Source organism: Sphingosinicella sp. CPCC 101087, assembly GCF_004151485.1.
Taxonomy (GTDB): Bacteria; Pseudomonadota; Alphaproteobacteria; order Sphingomonadales; family Sphingomonadaceae; genus Allosphingosinicella.
In genome coordinates, this window is record NZ_SBFF01000001.1 from 466588 (window position 1) to 484525 (window position 17938).

Consider the following 17938-nt stretch of genomic DNA (forward strand, 5'->3'; position numbering starts at 1 on the left):
CATCGCCCCCTTCCGCGACTGCCGCCACCGCGAAGCGTTGGAAGAGCGAGGGCGCGTGAGGCTGGCCGGTCACCATGCGCTGATCACCGGGGCCGGCACCGGCATCGGCGCCGCCATCGCCCGGGTCCTCGCCGCCGAGGGCGCGAAGCTGACCCTGGTCGGGCGGCGGCGGGAGAAGCTGGAGGAAGTCGGAGCCGGGAGTCCCGACGCTTTGGTTGCGCCGGCCGACGTCACGCGCCGGGACGAGGTCGAGCGCTGCTTCGCCCTCGCCCGGGACGCGCAGGGGCCCGTGACGATCCTGGTCAACAATGCCGGGGCGGCCGAGAGCGCGCCCTTCGCCGAGGTCGACGAAGGGCTGTGGCGCCGGCTGATGGCCGTCAACCTCGACGCCCTGCTCCATTGCTGCCAGGCGGCGCTTCCGGACCTGATCGAGGCCGAGGCGGGGCGGATCGTGACGATCGCCTCGACCGCGGGGCTCAAGGGATATGCCTATAGCGCCCCTTATGTGGCGGCGAAGCATGGCGCGGTGGGCCTCACCCGCGCGCTCGCCGCCGAGCTGGCGCGCACGAACGTGACCGTGAATGCGGTCTGTCCCGGCTTCACCGACACCGACATCCTCGCCGAGGCGATCGACAATATTCGAGCAAGGACCGGCCGCAGCGCGGAGCAGGCGCGCGCGGAGCTGGAGCGGTTCAACCCGCAGCGGCGACTGATCAGTCCCGAGGAGGTCGCCGCGACCGTGGCATGGCTTTGCCTCCCGGAGAGCCGGTCGGTCACCGGCCAGGCGATCGCCGTGGCGGGAGGAGAAGTGACGTGAACCGGGCGGTGTCGATCCGGGAGAAGCATGACGGCGCGCTCGGCGACCGCTCGAGCGTGCGGGTCTGGCTCAGGATGCTGAGCTGCACCATGGCGATCGAGAAGGAGGTGCAGCGCCGCTTCGCCGCACTCGGCGTGACGCTGCCGCGCTTCGACGTGCTGGCCGCGCTCGACCGGAATTCGGAGATGACGATGGGCGCCTTGTCCCAGGCGCTGCTCGTGTCGAACGGCAACGTCACCCAGCTGGTGCAGAAGCTGGTCCGCGACGGGCTGGTCGAGATGCGCAAGCCGCCCGCGGACCGCCGGTCGTCGATCGTCCGGCTGACGCCGGAGGGCCGCGAAACCTTCGCCCGGCTCGCCCGCGCCCACCAGGACTGGATCGACGAGTTGCTCGGCGGCCTCGACTTCACCCAGCGTGAGCGGCTCTATGTCTCGCTGGGCGTGCTCAAGACGTCGATCGCCGGCGCGCCGGCCCAGAGGAAAGCGAAATGACTCCACAGGACTTCCAGCCGCGCCACTTCCGGTGGGACTATGCCGACGGCGTCGCCACGGTGACGCTGGACCGGCCGGAGCGCAAGAATCCCCTCACCTTCGAATCCTATGCCGAGCTTCGCGACCTGTTCCGCGACCTCGTTTATGCGCAGGAGGTGAAGGCGGTGGTGGTGAACGGCGCAGGCGGAAACTTCAGCTCGGGCGGCGACGTGCACGAGATTATCGGGCCGCTGACCGAGCGGACCATGCCAGGCCTGCTCGAATTCACGCGGATGACCGGCGACCTGGTCAAGGCGATGCGCGCCTGCCCGCAGCCGATCGTCGCCGCCATCGACGGCGTCTGCGTCGGCGCCGGCGCGATCGTGGCGATGGCATCCGACATCAGGATCGCGACTCCCGAGGCGAAGACCGCCTTCCTCTTCTCCCGCGTCGGGCTTGCCGGATGCGACATGGGCGCCTGCGCGATCCTGCCGCGGATCATCGGGCAGGGGCGTGCCTCCGAGCTGCTGTTCACCGGGCGAACGATGAGCGCCGAGGAAGGCGAACGGTGGGGCTTTCACAACCGGCTGGTGCCGGCCGAGCGGCTCGTCGAGGAAGCGACCGCTTTGGCGCGCTCGCTCGCGGCAGGTCCGACCTTCGCCCACGGTATCACCAAGACCCAGCTCAACACCGAATGGGCGGTGAGCCTGGAGACGGCGATCGAGATGGAAGCGCAGGCCCAGGCGATCTGCATGGCGACGCAGGATTTCCGAAGGGCGTTCGAGGCGTTCGCGGCGAAGAGGAAGCCGGAGTTCGAGGGCAATTGATGGCCGACCGCGACTTTCTCGAATGGCCCTTCTTCGACGACGGGCACCGTGCGCTGGCCGAGGGACTGGAGGATTGGTGCTCGGTCCATCTCGCGCGCGCTCATGCCGGCGACGTCGACGCGGAGTGCCGGGCGCTGGTGCGCCTGCTGGGCCAGGGGGGCTGGCTTCGCTACTGCGTTCCGGCGTCTCATGGCGGCGTGCACGAGACTCTGGACGTCCGCTCGCTCGCTTTGATCCGGGAGACGCTGGCGCGCCATGACGGCCTGGCCGACTTCGCCTTCGCGATGCAGGGGCTGGGCTCCGGCGCGATCAGCCTGTTCGGCACCGAGGCGCAGAAGGCGGCTTATCTTCCCGCGGTCGCCGCCGGCGACAAGATCGCCGCCTTCGCCTTGACCGAGCCTGAGAGCGGATCCGACGTGGCCAGCATCGCCACGACGGCGGAGCAGGGCCGCGAAGGCTATACGGTCAACGGCGCGAAGACCTACATTTCCAACGGCGGGATCGCGGATTTCTACCTGCTATTCGCGCGCACCGGCGAAGCGCCCGGCGCGAAGGGGCTCTCCGCCTTCATCGTCGATGCGGACCGGCCGGGCCTCGATGCGAGCGAGCGGATCTCGGTCATCGCACCCCATCCCCTCGCCACTCTGCGCTTCACGAACATGCCGCTCGGGCACGACGCACTGCTCGGCGAGCGCGGCCGGGGCTTCGCCCATGCCATGGCGACGCTCGACGTCTTTCGTACGACGGTGGGCGCGGCGGCTTTGGGCTTCGCGCGACGCGCGCTCGACGAGGCGACGGCGCGCGCCCTCGCCCGCCGGCTCGGTCAGGGCGTGCTGGCCGACAATGCGATCGTCCAGTCGATGCTCGCCGAGATGGTGCTCGACGTCGAGACCTCCGCGCTTCTGGTCTATCGCGCCGCCTGGCTGCGCGACGTGAAGGGTCGGCGCAACAGCCGCGAGGCGGCGCTGGCCAAGCTTCATGCCACGGATTCCGCCCAGCAGGTGATCGACAAGGCCGTCCAGATCTTCGGCGGGCTCGGGGTCACGCAGGGCGTGCCGGTCGAAGGCCTTTATCGCGAGATAAGGGCGCTCAGGATCTACGAAGGAGCATCGGAGGTGCAGAAGGTGGTAATCGCCCGTCATCATCTGGCGGAGCGGCGGTCGTGAGAGCGCTGCTTCCCGAAGGGTGGCCGCGCCCGAAAGGCTATTCGAACGCCATTTCGGCGCGCGGGCGGACCATCTTCACGGCCGGGCTGATCGGATGGGACGCGTCCGAACGGCTGACCGCCGAGGATCTTGCCGGGCAGTTCCGGCAGGTGCTTGCCAATTTGAAGGCCATCCTCGCCGTGGACGGCGCCGGACCGGAGCATGTCGTGCGCATGACCTGGTACGTGACCGACATCGGCGAATATCGCTCGAGCCTCGGCGAAATCGGCGCCGCCTATCGCGAGGCGATGGGAAAGAACTTCCCCGCCATGGCGGTGGTGGAGGTGGGCGCCCTCGTCGAGCCCGGAGCCAAGATCGAGATCGAGACCATCGCGGTGGTGCCCGAGCCATGATGACCGCGCATGTCGACACCTTCATTCGCGACAGGCTCCCGCCGCTCGCGCTTCAGCCCGAATTCCGGTTCGACCTGCCCGAGCTGCAATATCCCGAGACGCTCAATGCCGCGGTCGAACTGATCGGCGCCGGCGATCCGGCCAGCCTGGCGGTGCTGAACGATGCCGGGCGCTGGACCTATGCCGCGATGAGGGACCTCTCAGACCGGATCGCGCGGCTGCTGGTCGAGGAAGAGAAGCTGGTGCCGGGCAACCGCGTGCTGCTGCGCGGCCCCAACAATGCGATGCTGTTCGCCGCCTGGCTGGGCGTCCTCAAGGCGGGCGGTATCGTCGTGGCGACCATGCCCATGCTGCGCGGCGGCGAGATCGCGACCATCCTCGAGCGGGCGCAGATCAGCCACGCCATCGTCGATTCACGCTGCCTGGAAGATTATGCGGCCGGCGCCGCCAAGGCGGGAACCGTGCGATCGCTGCTGAGCTATGACGGTGATGCCGGCACGGGGGCGCTCGAACGGCGTCTCGAGGCGGTCGCGCCCGACTTCGCACCGGTGCAGACACATCGCGACGACGTCGCTTTGGTCGCCTTCACCTCCGGCACCACCGGCCGGCCGAAAGGCTGCGTCCATTATCATCGCGACGTGCTCGCCAGCGCCGACAGCTTCGCGCGCTACGTGCTGATGCCGCAGCCCGGCGACCGCTGGGCCTCGTCGGCGCCGATCGCCTTCACCTTCGGGCTCGGCATGCTGCTCACCTTCCCCTGGCGCTTCGGCGGCACGGCGGTGACGATCGAGACGCCCGGGCCGAAGCCCCTGCTCGAGGCGGTGGAGCGCCATGGCGTTACCACACTCGCCACGGCGCCGACCGCCTACAAGGCCATGCTCGGTGCCGTTGGAGAGCATGACATCGAGTCGCTGCGCACCTGCGTATCGGCGGGCGAGCATCTGCCGGCCGCGACCTGGCACGCCTGGCGCGAGGCGACGGGCTTGCGGATCGTCGACGGGATCGGCGCCACCGAGATGATGCACGTCTTCATCTCCGCCTCGGGCGACGACATCAGGCCTGGCGCGACCGGCAAGGCCGTGCCGGGCTATGTGGCGACGGTGCTGGACGAAGGGAACCGGCCGATGACGAGCGGCACCGGCCGGCTCGCGATCAAGGGGCCGACGGGCTGCCGCTATTTCGACGATGAACGCCAGAAGGACTATGTCGTCGACGGCTGGAACGTCACCGGCGACACCTATCGCAAGGATGAGGACGGCTATTTCTGGTACGTCGCCCGCTCCGACGACATGATCGTCTCGTCGGGCTACAATATCGCCGCGCCGGAGGTGGAGAATGCGCTCTACGCGCACGCCGCGGTGCAGGAATGCGCGGTCGTCGGGACCCCCTGTCCCGAGCGGGGCCAGAAGGTGAAGGCGTTCGTCGTGGCGGCCGAGGGGCACGAGCCGGGCGAGGCGCTCGCCCGGGCCCTACAGGCCCATGTGAAGACGTCGATAGCGCCCTACAAATATCCACGCGAGGTGGAGTTCGTGACGGCGCTGCCGAAGACCGCGACCGGCAAGCTGAAGAGGTTCGCGCTGCGGGAGCAAGGCGGCAGGCACGACGGCGGAGCGGCCTGAACGCGGCTGCGCGCGCCTTTGCGGCTCGCAGGGACAGCTCGTCGTCCGCTCCGACCAGAAGCGCGCCTTACCCATTGCAAGGCGGTCCGATGGCCTGGGAAGGCTGGCGGATTTGCGGAGCGGCTTCTAAGTTCGCCGCTTGATTGCCTTCTCGCATCTTTGGCCGTGGATCGGGCTCGGCCTGGCCGTATTGCTGCTCGCCGCCCTGCTCCTCGGCGATCTGCGCAGGGATCGCGCGGTGCCGCGCACGCGCGACATGGTGTGGCTCGCCTGGGCGGCCGTCGCGGCCTATCTGCTCCACCAGTTCGAAGAACATGGCGTGGATGCGCAAGGCACGCCCTACGCATTTCGCGGCCTGCTCTGCGCCGCCACCGGATTCGCCGACGCCGCCGCCTGTCCGATCCCGGAGGCCTTCATCACGGCAGTGAACATTCCCGTCGTGTGGCTGGCCGGGCCGATCGCCGCCCTTCTGGGACGCCGCTGGCCAGCCCTCGCGCTCAGCTGGTTCAGCGTGCCGGCGGTCAATGCGTTCGCGCACATCGTACCCGCAGTGACCGCCGGAACCTATGTTCCGGGCCTGCTCACCGCGGTCCTGCTGTTCCTGCCGCTCTCGCTTTGGACCTTCGGTCTCGCGCTGCGGCGGCCGGACCTCGGATGGCCTGTGGTAATCGCCACGATCGTCGGCGGCGTGGCGGTGCATGCGGTGCTGATGCTTTCGCTCAAGGCGTATCTCGCCGGTTGGCTTGGCGAAACCACCCTGATCGCCGTCCAGATCGTCAACCCGGCGATTCCGATCCTGCTGGTCGCCGTCGTGGCGCGCCGAAGGCCCTTGCCGACCTGATGCGGAGTGCGGCGCGGAACGGCCCGCATTCCGCGCCGGCCCCGTTCAATATTCATCGTGAAGGCGAACCCAGCTCATCGTGCCGTCGCTCTCGTTGCGGCCTTTGGGGGTGAGATCGAGCCAGTTGAACGCCCCCATCAGCAGTTCGGTGCCGCGGTGATAGGTCGAGTAGGTGTGGAAGATGTCGCCGCCATCGTCCTTCACGAAGATGCTGACGCCGAACATGTCCGGACTGGTGCGGATCGGCGTGCCATAATTGTAGATCGCGTGGCCGGAGGCGCGGTCCTCTGGCGTGAACGACACGGCGAAATCGAAGTTGAAGTCGCTCCCTTCGGAGGAAACCCAAGGAAAGGTCCAGCCCATCCGTTTGCGCACTTCCTCGATCCGCCGAAGCGGCGCGCGGGAGATCGCGGCGAAGGCGAGGTCCGCCTGCTCGAAATGCTGCCGCGCCGCATCGATGTGGTCGGCGGTGTAGGAGCAGCCGGCGCACAGGTGATCCGAGCCCGGCGTCAGCATGAAATGATAGATTGCGAGCTGGCTGCAGCCGCGGAACAGGTCGGCGAGCGTGGATTCGCCCTCGGCCCCTTTGAAGACATAGGCCTTCTCCACCCTGACCCAGGGCAGCTGCCGGCGCTCGGCGCGGAGCGCGTCGAGCGCGTGGGTCATGGCCCGCTCCTTGGCGAGAAGCACCTTGCGGGCGTCCAGCCACTCTTCGCGCGAAACGATTGAATGGGTCATGGTCGGTCTCCTTCGATCGTCGGTCAGGAGCGCACCCGGCTTCGGGAAGCGAGCTTCAGCCAAGGCGCCAGGTGGAAGAGGCTCATCAGGAGGTACATCGCGGTCATGTCGTCGATCGGAAGGATGCCCGAGCCCGAGGCACAGAAAGCTGGCCGAGGTGCATCGAATCCCGCGACCAACCCCATGAGCGCGAAGACCGGCGAGGCCGCGAGGGCGAGCCAGCCGGCCCCAACCTGCGCCTGGCAGGCGCCGGCACTTTCGTCTTTTGCTGCTTGGGATTCGATCACGTTCCGCTCCCGACGACTTTCGCCGTTCCCGGCGGTTCGAGGTCGAGCGGGATGTAAGCCGCGGCAAGGGCCGGGTGGGAGTTACAAGTGTGTCGGGATTTCGCGCCGTTGGATCATTGCGATCGGCCGCGTGCGTCCACCGGCCAGATATCCACCAGCGTGTCACCCCTGACGACGTGATAATGATCGTAGAGGTTTACCGTCGGGTCGCAGTGCGGGACGGCGCAGGTGATTGTTGCACCGATCTCGAGCGCAGCGCCCGAACTGAACTTCAGTCCGCCCTGCTCATCTCCGCGGAACATATAATGCGTGCCGTCGGGCGCGCCTCCGACGATCCGCGGCGGTCCCGCATCCGTGGCAAAGGCCTTGAGGCCGGCATCGGTCGTCGCCTGGCCCGGGACGTTGGCGCTGATCACCGTCGTCTGCACGAAAAGCGCGGTTCCGAACGGAACGTGCTCGGCCTCCGTATCCCAGACGTCGCCATATTGAACGTCCATGAACAGGTAGGAGCCTGCCTGCAGGTCGGTGAGCACGCCGGCGCGCGGATCCAGATCGAACGTTCCGGTGCCGCCGCCGGTGACGATCGGGCAGGCGAGGCCGAGCTCTTCAAGCGCGCGGCGCATGCCGGCGAGCATTTGCATCACGGCCAAGGACCCGTCCCGGCGCTGAGACCGGTCGCCGACATGCATCAGGTGCCCGGCATAACCCTGGATGCCGACGAAGTGCAGACCAGGCGCTGCGGCGATCCTCTGCGCGAGCGCGAGCGCATCGCCACCCGGAGCGATGCCGGTCCGGTGGTGCCCGACATCGAGATCGACCAGCACCTTGAGAGCCCGCCCGGAGGCCGAGCAGACCTGGGAGAGCCTTTCCACATTCGCCCCGCAATCGGTGACGATCATGAGGTCCGGGCAGCACTTGTTGAGCGCGGCGAGACGGCGGCACCCCTCCTCGGTTACCACCGGCGAGGTGATAAGAAGGGATTCGATCCCGCCGGCCGCAAGCACCTCGGCCTCGCCGAGCTTGGCGCAGCAGATACCAACCGCGCCGGCCATGATCTGCCGCCTGGCGATCTCGATGGACTTATGGGTCTTGGCATGCGGCCTCAGCCCGATCGCGCTGTCTCGGCAAAGGCGCGCCAAGGTCGCGATATTCTCGTCGAGCCGATCCAAATCGAGGATCAGGCTCGGCGTATTGAGCCGCCATCGGCCGCCCGGAACCTCGAGCAGATGCGCGTTCACCCCGAGAGTCGGATTGCCGACGTGCTGAACCATCATGCCTCCTTCGGAATTCCGTCGATGAGGTGGTGCGCCAATATGAGCGCCGCCGCCAACAGCGACAAAGCCTATCCATAGTCGTGGAGGCTATATGGGTGCCGGCGGTGGCGCAGCATGTCGATTCTCCCGGCCCGCTTTCAGCTATGAAGCGGCCTTCCCCAAGCATCCCTTCGAGGAACACCGGTTCGCCCGACCGGGGGGCGACGCGGGAAAAGGCCTCCGCATCGACCGCGAGTGCGATGTCACTGCGGAGCTCGGCCGGCCATGCTCAGGTGCGATTGATGGAGACGCCGCCGTCCACAAGAAAGGCGGTGCCGGTGACGAAGCTCGACGCGTCGGACGCGAGATGGAGGACGGATTGCGCGATCTCCTCGGGCCTCGCCATCCGCTTCAACGCATGGAGCGCCTCGACGAAGGCCAGCACGTCAGGCGTCGCGTCCGCGGCGTTGGTGATGCTGGCAGGCGTGTCGGTTCCGCCGGGAAGGATGGCATTGGCCCGAATGCCCTTTGGGCCAAGCTCGGCGGCGAGAACCTTGGTCAGCCCGATCAGCCCTGCCTTGCTGGCCGCATAAGCGGCCATGCCCGGCATGCCCACGCTGTAGCCCACGAAAGACGAGGTAAAGATCAGCGATCCGCCGCCCCGCTGGATCATGGCCGGGATCTGATATTTGGCGCCTAGGAAGGCGCTGGTCAGATTGGTGTCGAGCGTGTCGCGCCATTCGGCGAACGGCATCTCGGGGACGGGCCCCATCGCGCCGGTCCCACCGGCATTGTTGAAAGCGACATCGAGGCCCCCGAAAAGATCGACAGCCCTCTCGACCAGGGCCCTGGCATGCTCCTCATCCTTTACGTCCCCGGCAAGCGCGACGGCCTGGCCTCCTTCTGCCTCTATCTCACGCACAAGCCCGTCGAGAGCGGCCTGCCGCCGCCCGGCCAGAACGAGCCTGGCGCCTTCGCGCGCGAACAGCTTGGCGGTTGCGTGTCCGATACCCGAGCTCGCGCCCGTCACGATCGCGACCTTGTTTGCAAGTAGGGTCATCTAGAAGCTCCTTGGCCTGTGTGCGTTCCGTCGAGCCCAACGTTACCGGCGAGGACCGCCCAACACGTCCCGGCGCTTGCTTCCAATGCCATTCGGTGCCGCATTGACCGTCTCGCAAGCGACGCCGGCCGCTCAGCTTCGTCAGAGTTCCTTCAACCGCCTATGTCCCAAGTCGCCGATGGGCGCAGGTCGACCCTCAATGCGGTTCGCCGTCCGGACGAACAAAGGGCTCGGCACGTCACATCATCGCGAACCAAGCACTGCGCGACCCCGGCCACTCAATCTGTACCCGCGCTGCAGGCTTTCCGTGAGGCCGAGCGCCTTCAGATCGCGGATGCGCTGCTTCAGCATCAATTTTTCCCAACCGAGCTCCGCCGCAAGGTCCGCCGCCGCGCGCGCCTCGTTCGCGCCGATCAGCGCCAGCACCTTTCGCGTCCAGGCACCCTGCTTTCCCTTTCGGTCGAGCCGGTCCAGCTGCGCCCCGACCGCTGCCAGCTCGCTCGGATCGAGGCGGTCCTGCTGCCGCAAGGCCAGCCGCGGGTCAGGACCGAGCAGATGGAAGGCAATCCGGTAGAACCTGCCCGTCTGCCTGCTGCGCAAGGCTTCGAGGAGAGCGCTGCGCGTCGGATACCCAGCACGGCGTGCGTCCTCCGCACCGATCTCGCCAAGGGCGACCGGGCTGACGTCGTCGATGGCGAGCACGCCGACCGGCGTGCGCAGCGTGCCTCCGGCCTTCACCGTCGTACGATCCCAACGGCGGAAGGCCAGCGACACCTCGCCCGCGGCAATCCGTTCGAGAATGGCCTTGTTGAACAGCATCCGGTGGGAGGCAGGGTGATATCGATCATCCCCTGCCGTCAAGCTATTGCCGAGGTCCTGATATGTCACGGTTCTGAAACAGATCGCCGATAGCTGGCCCTCACAGTTTGCCGGCAACTTTCAGCGCAGGTGCCCGATCGCTCATGCCGCCCAGCGGGCGCGGCACGCGGACCTGCCTGAACCAGGGCTTAGAAGCTGACATCAGCCAACATCTAGCGCCGCACAGGCGGAGTCCGTCCTTTCGGGTCGGACCAAGGGGAAGTCATGCATTCGAGATCGAACACCGTCGGCCGTCTCACCGCCGCGCTGCTGAGCAGCGTCGCCGTCAGCGGCGCCATGCTCGCGGCAACGCCTGCCGCGGCGCAGTCGGAGGAAGCCGCGATCAGTGGCATCGTGTCGCAGTCGGCCGATGGCGTGCTGCTGAGCGGTGCTACGGTAAGGATCGCCGAGACCGGCCAGAGCACGGTCACCGACACGCAAGGCTATTACCGCTTCGGTGCTGTCGCCCCTGGAAACTACACGGTGATCGTGGATTATCTCGGGTTCGAACCGCACTCCGTCCCGATCGTCGTCGCACCCGGCCAAGTCAGGCGTCTTGACGTGACGCTCGGTGGGGAGGGTACCTTGATCGTGGTCAGCGGGCAGCGCGGCGCGCAGGCGAAAGCGCTGAGCGAGCAGCGCGCCGCGGACAATACGCGCAATGTGGTCTCGGCCGATCAAGCAGGCCGCTTTCCGGATTTCAACGCCGCCGAGGCGTTGAGGCGGGTACCGGGAGTCTCGGTTCAGCGCGAAGTCGATGCCGGCGAGGGCCGGTACATCTCAATTCGCGGTCTCGACAGTGGGCTCAACAATACGCAGATCAACGGCATGAACGCGGCGCAGCCGGAAGCCGAAAATCGCCGGGTTCCGATGGACATGATCCAGACAAGCGCGCTGTCTTCAATCACGGTGCACAAGACCCTGCTGCCCGACCAGGAGACCGATGGCATCGGCGGCGCGGTTGTGCTCGAGACGGCCACCGCCTTCGACTATCGCCGTCCGGTCATCGATTTCACCGTCAGCGGTTTCTACCACGACCTGGCGGACAAGGTTCAGCCGATGGTGCAGGGCACTCTGGCAACGAGGTTCGGCGACAGCAACCAGTTCGGTATTTTGGTGTCCGGGGCATGGTCCAGGCGCAAAACCCGCGGCTTCGTTTTCTACCAGGACGAGGACTATCTGAGCTATGCCGAAGATGATCCGACGTCGGGCGTGACCCCGTTGCAATATCACCTGACCCGATACGATAATGACCGCGAGAATTTATCGGGCAATATCGCGCTTAACTGGGCCGCATCGGACACGACGGAATTGACGCTCAAGGCGAGCTATAACCGGCTCTATGACAAGGAGCTGAGTCATGCGCTCTATTTCGAAGCCGGAACCGACGAATATGATGATGAGGGCAATCTGATCCTCAGCGAGCCGGGCAGCGCAAACATCTTCAACCAGTATGAAGAAACCATCCTGACACAGCAGAGCTACGTGCTGAGCGGCGTCACCAGAACGGGCGCCTTCACGTTCGGCTATGGCATCGGCTATGCCACCGGCAAGCGCGAGGAGCCGTTCGACAACGAAGTGGCGTTCACCAGGCAGCTGGACAGCAACCTTCTCGACTACGACTTCTCCGGCAATTTCCCGGTTCCCAACCTGAGCGCAGCCGATATTGCCGCCATTGCCGACCCGGACGGCTACGAGTTGGGCTATAACGACATCGACATCGACGATTCGAAGAATACCCGCTATTCCGCTTACCTCGACGTGAGCTACGAGCCGTCGAACTCCTGGCTGCGCCTCGTGAAGGTCGGCGCCAAGGTGGAACGCTCTCGCAAGGTCCTGTTCGAAGGCAATGTGATGGAGCTGACGGGCCCGCTGACGCTGCAGGAATTCGGCATCGGCAAGATGATCGATACCAGCGTCGTTGGCGCCCCTTACGCGCCGTTTCTCTCCCTCAACCTCCAGAACCTGATGAACTGGCGCAACTATTCGCAGAATCTGGTCGATACGGATCCGGACTTCGTGAACGAATATGTCGAAGGCGACTCCGTTCCCATCGACGGCGACAGCTACTCCAGCAATGAAGACACCTACGCCGCCTACGCCATGGCGAAGGGTGTGTGGGGCGGTCTCGAGGTGATTGGCGGCGTGCGCATCGATCACACGAGGGTCGCCTCGGACAATTGGGAAACCCTCGAACTGGAAGGCGAACTGCCCGTCTTCACCAGGATCAGGGGCGAAGCGGACTACACGACCGCGCTTCCGCGCCTGCAGGTGAATTACCGCGTCACCGACAATTTCGTGGTGCGCGGCGCGTTCTACACGTCCATCGCGCGGCCCGAACCGTCGTACATGTCCGGCGCGATCGCCATCGAGGAAGAGGATGGCGAAGTGGACGTGACGATCGGCAATCCCGGCCTGAAGCCAGCTTATGCTTACAACTTCGACCTCAGCATCGAGCGCTATTTCGGCTCGATCGGCGTGGTCTCGGCTGGCGTCTATTACAAGAAGATCGACCGCTTCATCTTCAGCGGCACGGCACCGGAAACCGACGCCGATGCTGAGCGGTTTGAAAATGATCCGCGGCTCGCCGGCAAGATCATCGACGACGTCATCACGTTCGCGAACGGCGACGGCGCGGAGATATATGGTGTCGAGTTCAATGTCGTACGGCAGCTGACGGAGCTTCCCGGCGCGCTGGGCGGTCTCGGCGTCTACGCCAACGCCACCCTCCAGCACAGCAAGGCCGATACGGGGATCGAAGACGTACCCGCCGGAGACTTCTTCAACGCTCCCGAGGCGATCTTCACCGGCGCGCTGACCTATCAGAAATACGGGCTGGAAGGCTCCCTCGCTTATAGTTGGAGGGACAGCCAGGCCGTCCGGTTCTCCAGCTACAACACCCGAATCGTGGAGGAACCCTATGGGTCGCTGGATGCGCAGCTTCGCTTTGCCGTCACGCCGCAGATCGACTTGTTCGTCAATGCCGTGGACCTGCTGAACAGCGGCAGGGACCCGATCGTCGACGAACGCTACGGCGAAGGCAGTCGCTACCTTGAAGGCGCGACCTATACCGGCCGCACGATGACCTTCGGCATCGGCGCTTCGTTCTGATCCATGTCGGACGACGACTGCGCCGCCCCTGTTCCTCGCAAGATCCGCAACGACAAAGGCGGCGTACGTTTCTACCGCCCCCGCAGCAGCGCCCCACCGTTCACGGCGATCGTCCACCGACGCGGATTCATGTTCGGCGTCGCAGCGTCGGCCTGCACCGCTGCGCTGGGCCTTGGCAGCAAGGCGCAAGCGGCAGGCGGGGCCGCGCAACCGCCGCCGAACGCTACACAGCCGGACTTCGATTTCGCCGAGATCGAACTGAATGCGCGGGCGGACGACCTCCTGCCCGAAGGCTACGAGCGGCAGATCCTGATCCGCTGGGGCGATCCCCTGTTCGCCGATGCGCCCGGATTCGATGCGAACGACCAGTCGCCGGAAAGGGCACGGCGGCAGTTCGGCTACAACAATGACTATACCTCCTTCATTCCGCTTCCGTTCGGCAGTCGCTCCTCCGATCGAGGCCTGCTAGTGGTGAATCACGAATATCCGCTTCCGCATCTGATGTTCCCTGGCCTGGCGCAGGACCGGGTCGCGGAGGACATCACAAGCGCGCAGGTGGACGTAACCATCGCGTCGTGCGGGCATTCGATCGTCGAGCTGCGCCGCAATGGGGCCCGGTGGGAAGTCGATCTGGCCAGCCGCTACAATCGCAGAATCACGGCGGATACTCCGATCCGGATCAGCGGCCCGGCGGCCGGCCATCCGATGATGCGCACCCAGGCCGACCCGACGGGCCGCCTGGTGCTGGGCACGCATGACAATTGCAATGGCGGGATCACCCCGTGGGGAACGATCCTGATCTGCGAGGAAGGTTCGGCAGAATTCTTCGCGGGGAATGTCGAGGAGCATCCCGACCGCGCCCATATGGAGCGCAACCATTATGAAAGTTCGCCCGCGGGCCGCTACGGCTGGGCGAGGTTCCACAACCGGTTCGATTTCAACGATTCGCCCAACGAGCCCAACCGGTTCGAATGGGTGGTGGAGATCGATCCCCTTGCGCCCGAGGAGCCGCCGGTGAAGCGCACCGCGCTGGGCCGGTTTGCCCATGAAGGCGCTCATTGCGCGCTGGCTGCGGACGGACGTGTGGTCGTCTATCTTGGGGACGACTGGGAGTTCGAATATTGCTACCGTTTCGTCAGCGCACGGCGCTTCGACCCCGCCGATCGCGCGGCGAATCGGGACCTGCTCGACCACGGGATCCTCTCAGTCGCCCGGTTCGAGGCGGACGGGACCGTAAGCTGGTTGCCGCTCATTTGGGGCGAGGGCCCGCTCACTCCGGCCAACGGTTTTGCGGACCAGGGCACCGTCCTACTGCACACTCGCCGCGCCGCCGACCTGCTGGGCGCGACGCCGATGGATTCCCCCGAAGGCTATGAACCCAGCCCTGTCACTGGCCATGTGTTCATCGCTCTGACCGGGAACGAGGGACGACAGCCCGACCAGGTAGATGCGGCCAATCCACGCTCAGCCAACGCCCACGGCCACATGCTCGAACTCATCCCGCCCCGGGTCGACGGCAAACCCGATCACGCGGCGGAGCGCTTCGAGTGGCGCGTCTTCATGCTCTGCGGCGATCCCGAGAGCCCTACCGACGGCGCAACTTTTCCTGAAGGAACGAGCCGGGAGGGGTGGTTCGTTGAACCGGACAATTTCGGCTTCGACCCGGCCGGACGAATGTGGCTGTGCAGCGACGGTCCCGGCATTCGCCAGCATGACGGATTGTGGGCGATGCATGTGAGTGGAACGAAGGCTGGCCTGCCCCGGCTGTTCTATTCGGCCCCCGCCGGCGCCGAATGCTGCAGTCCGGCTTTCACGCCGGACGGGCGCACCTTGTTCCTGTCGATCCAACATCCCTCCGCAGGCGCTTCCTCTATCGACACGGCCGCCTCCCGCTGGCCCGATTTCGACGCAGACACACCGCCGCGACCAGCGGTGATCGCGATCCGGCGCAAGGATGGAAATGCGGTCGGGGGCGCTTGAGCACGCGCTCGCCTTGGATCTGAGTCGGCTTGGGAAGCCGCAAGCCTGAGCCGATTTCAGCGCGAGATTCGATCCGGCTCGCACGGCGCTGAAGAGCAGCGTTGTCCTCAGCTCGTGGGCCGTGTTGCCGCAGCCAACCTGAAAGGGCCTGCCTTGTGAATGCGTCTGCCCGCGAGCGGCGAAGGTGAATGCGCATGCGTCTCACCCCGACATCGCAACGAATGCCGGCTGGGCGGCGATCCGGTCCAGCCAGGCACCCAGATGGGGATAGTCGCCGAGCTTGAAGCCGCCGTCCTCGGCGACATGGGTGTAGGCATAGAGGGCGACGTCGGCGAGTGTGAGGGTGTCGCCCACCAGGAAGCGGCGCCCCTCCAGGTGCCTGTCCATGAGCGCGAGCGCGGCCTCGCCGGCAGCGCGCTTGCCCGGGATCTGCGCGCGCTGGGCCTCAGTGAGCCGGTCCTCCCCGACGAAAGCGAGCCAGAAGCGCAGGGTGGCGACGTTGGGCTCGTGATTATATTGCTCGAAGAACATCCAACGCAGCATGTCGGCGCGGTCGAACCGATCCTCCGGCACCAGCGCCGATCCCTCGGCAAGATAGAAGCAGGCGGCATTGCTCTCGGGGAGGAAACGGCTGCCGATCTGGAGAACCGGGATGCGGCCGTTGGCGTTTACCGAGGCGAGGAAATCCGGCGTGCGCGTCTCTCCCTTCAAGACGTCGTAGGATTGCCGCTCGAGCGGCAGGCCGAGCAGCGTCGCCGTCAGCCTTATCTTGTAGCAGTTCCCGGAAATGGGGTCCTCGTGAAGGATCGCTGGTTCCATCATGGCCTCCTGTTCGGCCGATCCCTATCGCCGATCCGGGACGGCGGGAAATGCAGGTTCCTTATGGACCCAGCGATGGGGCTTATGACCTTTTGTTCGAGACGCAGCCATCGATCGGCCGACGAAGCAGGCGCGGGTTCGGGGTGACAGCGAGCGCCGTCATGACGATGGGGATCGTGAATGAAGGCCGTCCGGCAGGACGGCGGGGGAGCGCCTCAGCCCCTCATCTGGAGGACGATCTTTCCCACATGGTCGCCCTGCTCCATTCGCCGGTGGGCGTCGGCCGCCTCGACGAAGGTGAAGACCTTGTCGATCACCGGCTTGAGCCGCCCAGCCTCGACGAGCGGCCAGACCGTGGACGCGATCTCGTCGGCCACCAGGCTCTTATATTCGACAGACCGGGGCCGCAGCAGCGAGCCGGTCAGGGTGTGGCGGCGGGCCATGAGCTGGACGATGTCGAGCTCGACCGAAACCCCGCGCTGCGCGGCGATCGCAACGTGCCGGCCTTCTTCCGCCAGGCAGGCGAGGTTGCGGGGCTGATAATCGCCGCCGACCATGTCGAGCACGATGTCGACGCCGCGGCCGCCGGTGAAATCCCGGGCCGCCTGTACGAAGTCGGCGTTGCGGTAATTGACGGCCAGGTCAGCGCCGAGCGACTCGGCCCGGCGGCACTTCTCGTCGCTGCCGCAGGTGACCATGATGCGCACGCCGAACAGCCTGCACAAGGCGATGGCCATGGTGCCTATGCCGCTTGTGCCGCCATGGACCAGAGCGGTTTCGCCCTCGCGGGCATAGCCGCGCTGGAACAGGTTGCTCCAGACGGTGAATAGGGTTTCGGGCATCGCCGCCGCCTCGACCAGGGTGAGCGCCTCCGGCACCGGCAGGCACTGCCCCGCCGGCGCCGCCGCATATTGCGCGTAGCCGCCGCCGGCGATCAGGGCGCAGACCTCGTCCCCGATCCGGATCGTGTCGACGCCCTCGGCGGCCGCGACGACCCTTCCCGCCACTTCGAGACCAAGGATGGAAGGGGCGCCGCTTGGAGGTGCATAGAAGCCGCGGCGCTGGAGTATGTCGGGCCGGTTCACCCCGGCAGCCGCCACCTCGATCAGCACCTCGCCCGGACGCAAACGGGGCACCGGACGGCGTACCGGCACGAGCAGCTCGGGACCGCCCGGCTCGGCCGGATCGATCGCTTCCATGTGATCGGACACGTCAGTCATGATTCCCCACCGCGGCATCGGAGGATCCGGTCGGCCCGGGCGCGACCGTCGACCCGACCGGTCCTGTGACGTGGTCGGACCATTCGCGCAAGCCGGGCGCGAAACGCATCATCCATCCGCATTGACAGGGGCCCGCCGAAAGGGGATTCTCCACCCATGGACCTCGACGAGCTGTTCCCGGACAAGCCGGACGATCCGCTGAAGCTGCTCACGCGGCACGATCTCGATCCTCTCTCGGTCGACGAGCTGCATGCCCGAATCGCCATATTGGAGGCGGAGATCGCCAGGGTGAGGGCCAAGCTGGAAAGCGCGGTTAACTTCAGGTCAACCGCGGACGAGCTATTCAGGAAATGACGCCGCCATGCGCAGATGGGGCCCGCCCCTACGGCGCGCCATCGCGCCCGGGGGGGACGATGTTCCTGCAAACGGTGCCGTCATGGGAACCCTCGGCCTTGCCAGGTTTTCCCCAACAGTTTCGGG

General features: G+C 66.2%; 17 protein-coding genes. 10 read left to right on the forward strand and 7 right to left on the reverse strand.

What is annotated here, in order from left to right; all coding sequences use genetic code 11:
- Positions 1-55: 55 nt before the first annotated feature.
- From EKM57_RS02220 to EKM57_RS02250, 7 genes are all read left to right on the forward strand, one after another.
- The gene (locus tag EKM57_RS02220) at positions 56-817 is read left to right on the forward strand and encodes an SDR family NAD(P)-dependent oxidoreductase (RefSeq protein WP_129790806.1); all 762 of its coding nucleotides are present in this window, start codon (positions 56-58) and stop codon (positions 815-817) included.
- Positions 814-1308, forward strand: coding sequence for a MarR family winged helix-turn-helix transcriptional regulator (locus EKM57_RS02225; RefSeq protein ID WP_243450851.1), 495 nt, complete (start codon positions 814-816; stop codon positions 1306-1308). The genes EKM57_RS02220 and EKM57_RS02225 overlap by 4 nt, the downstream gene beginning before the upstream one ends.
- Complete coding sequence (locus EKM57_RS02230; protein ID WP_129790808.1) at positions 1305-2114, forward strand: enoyl-CoA hydratase family protein; 810 nt, start codon at positions 1305-1307, stop codon at positions 2112-2114. The genes EKM57_RS02225 and EKM57_RS02230 overlap by 4 nt, the downstream gene beginning before the upstream one ends.
- A complete protein-coding gene (locus EKM57_RS02235) occupies positions 2114-3280 on the forward strand; it encodes an acyl-CoA dehydrogenase family protein (RefSeq protein ID WP_129790809.1) in 1167 nt (388 codons plus the stop codon). The genes EKM57_RS02230 and EKM57_RS02235 overlap by 1 nt, the downstream gene beginning before the upstream one ends.
- Positions 3277-3672: a RidA family protein gene (locus tag EKM57_RS02240; RefSeq protein WP_129790810.1), complete on the forward strand. Its 396-nt coding sequence runs from the start codon at positions 3277-3279 to the stop codon at positions 3670-3672. The genes EKM57_RS02235 and EKM57_RS02240 overlap by 4 nt, the downstream gene beginning before the upstream one ends.
- Entirely contained in the window at positions 3669-5291 is a 1623-nt protein-coding gene (locus EKM57_RS02245; protein ID WP_129790811.1) for an AMP-binding protein, read from the forward strand. Before EKM57_RS02240 ends, EKM57_RS02245 begins: the two co-directional genes overlap by 4 nt.
- A gap of 139 nt (positions 5292-5430) precedes the next feature.
- Complete coding sequence (locus tag EKM57_RS02250) at positions 5431-6132, forward strand: HXXEE domain-containing protein (protein ID WP_206185267.1); 702 nt, start codon at positions 5431-5433, stop codon at positions 6130-6132.
- A gap of 45 nt (positions 6133-6177) precedes the next feature.
- Here the strand turns inward: EKM57_RS02250 and EKM57_RS02255 are convergent, their stop codons facing one another.
- The 5 genes from EKM57_RS02255 to EKM57_RS02275 form a co-directional block, all read right to left on the reverse strand.
- Positions 6178-6870, reverse strand: coding sequence for a thioredoxin family protein (locus tag EKM57_RS02255; protein ID WP_129790812.1), 693 nt, complete (start codon positions 6868-6870; stop codon positions 6178-6180).
- 23 nt (positions 6871-6893) lie between these two features.
- Positions 6894-7157 carry a hypothetical protein gene (locus EKM57_RS02260; protein WP_129790813.1) on the reverse strand — a complete coding sequence of 88 codons (264 nt, stop codon included), beginning with the start codon at positions 7155-7157 and terminating at the stop codon, positions 6894-6896.
- A 113-nt stretch (positions 7158-7270) separates the two neighbouring features.
- Positions 7271-8428, reverse strand: a complete 1158-nt coding sequence (locus tag EKM57_RS02265; protein ID WP_129791053.1) for a DSD1 family PLP-dependent enzyme — start codon at positions 8426-8428, stop codon at positions 7271-7273.
- 271 nt (positions 8429-8699) lie between these two features.
- Positions 8700-9470 (reverse strand): SDR family oxidoreductase, encoded by a 771-nt coding sequence (locus EKM57_RS02270; protein WP_129790814.1) that lies wholly within the window; start codon positions 9468-9470, stop codon positions 8700-8702.
- Positions 9471-9713: 243 nt separating this feature from the next.
- Positions 9714-10289 carry a hypothetical protein gene (locus tag EKM57_RS02275; RefSeq protein WP_129790815.1) on the reverse strand — a complete coding sequence of 192 codons (576 nt, stop codon included), beginning with the start codon at positions 10287-10289 and terminating at the stop codon, positions 9714-9716.
- Positions 10290-10553: 264 nt separating this feature from the next.
- Between EKM57_RS02275 and EKM57_RS02280 the strand changes: the two genes are divergently transcribed.
- Positions 10554-13439, forward strand: coding sequence for a TonB-dependent receptor (locus tag EKM57_RS02280; protein WP_129790816.1), 2886 nt, complete (start codon positions 10554-10556; stop codon positions 13437-13439).
- A 3-nt stretch (positions 13440-13442) separates the two neighbouring features.
- Positions 13443-15419, forward strand: a complete 1977-nt coding sequence (locus tag EKM57_RS02285; RefSeq protein ID WP_129790817.1) for a PhoX family phosphatase — start codon at positions 13443-13445, stop codon at positions 15417-15419.
- Between the two features lie 201 nt (positions 15420-15620).
- On the opposite strand, the gene EKM57_RS02290 is transcribed toward EKM57_RS02285, so the two are convergent.
- Positions 15621-16241, reverse strand: a complete 621-nt coding sequence (locus EKM57_RS02290) for a glutathione S-transferase family protein (RefSeq protein WP_165357150.1) — start codon at positions 16239-16241, stop codon at positions 15621-15623.
- Positions 16242-16453: 212 nt separating this feature from the next.
- Positions 16454-17458, reverse strand: a complete 1005-nt coding sequence (locus tag EKM57_RS02295) for an NAD(P)H-quinone oxidoreductase (RefSeq protein WP_129790818.1) — start codon at positions 17456-17458, stop codon at positions 16454-16456.
- Between the two features lie 156 nt (positions 17459-17614).
- On the opposite strand from EKM57_RS02295, the gene EKM57_RS02300 reads away from it, so the two are divergent.
- A complete protein-coding gene (locus tag EKM57_RS02300; RefSeq protein ID WP_129790819.1) occupies positions 17615-17812 on the forward strand; it encodes a DUF1192 domain-containing protein in 198 nt (65 codons plus the stop codon).
- Positions 17813-17938 lie beyond the last annotated feature (126 nt).

Bases quoted from the DNA above. Each gene is read 5' to 3' on its own strand.
- EKM57_RS02230 (WP_129790808.1), top strand. From the start codon at position 1,305: ATGACTCCACAGGACTTCCAGCCGCGCCACTTCCGGTGGGACTATGCC.
- EKM57_RS02235 (WP_129790809.1), top strand. From the start codon at position 2,114: ATGGCCGACCGCGACTTTCTCGAATGGCCCTTCTTCGACGACGGGCAC.
- EKM57_RS02245 (WP_129790811.1), top strand. From the start codon at position 3,669: ATGATGACCGCGCATGTCGACACCTTCATTCGCGACAGGCTCCCGCCG.
- EKM57_RS02255 (WP_129790812.1), bottom strand. From the start codon at position 6,870: ATGACCCATTCAATCGTTTCGCGCGAAGAGTGGCTGGACGCCCGCAAG.
- EKM57_RS02265 (WP_129791053.1), bottom strand. From the start codon at position 8,428: ATGGTTCAGCACGTCGGCAATCCGACTCTCGGGGTGAACGCGCATCTG.
- EKM57_RS02270 (WP_129790814.1), bottom strand. From the start codon at position 9,470: ATGACCCTACTTGCAAACAAGGTCGCGATCGTGACGGGCGCGAGCTCG.
- EKM57_RS02275 (WP_129790815.1), bottom strand. From the start codon at position 10,289: ATGCTGTTCAACAAGGCCATTCTCGAACGGATTGCCGCGGGCGAGGTG.
- EKM57_RS02280 (WP_129790816.1), top strand. From the start codon at position 10,554: ATGCATTCGAGATCGAACACCGTCGGCCGTCTCACCGCCGCGCTGCTG.
- EKM57_RS02285 (WP_129790817.1), top strand. From the start codon at position 13,443: ATGTCGGACGACGACTGCGCCGCCCCTGTTCCTCGCAAGATCCGCAAC.
- EKM57_RS02290 (WP_165357150.1), bottom strand. From the start codon at position 16,241: ATGATGGAACCAGCGATCCTTCACGAGGACCCCATTTCCGGGAACTGC.
- EKM57_RS02295 (WP_129790818.1), bottom strand. From the start codon at position 17,458: ATGACTGACGTGTCCGATCACATGGAAGCGATCGATCCGGCCGAGCCG.
- EKM57_RS02300 (WP_129790819.1), top strand. From the start codon at position 17,615: ATGGACCTCGACGAGCTGTTCCCGGACAAGCCGGACGATCCGCTGAAG.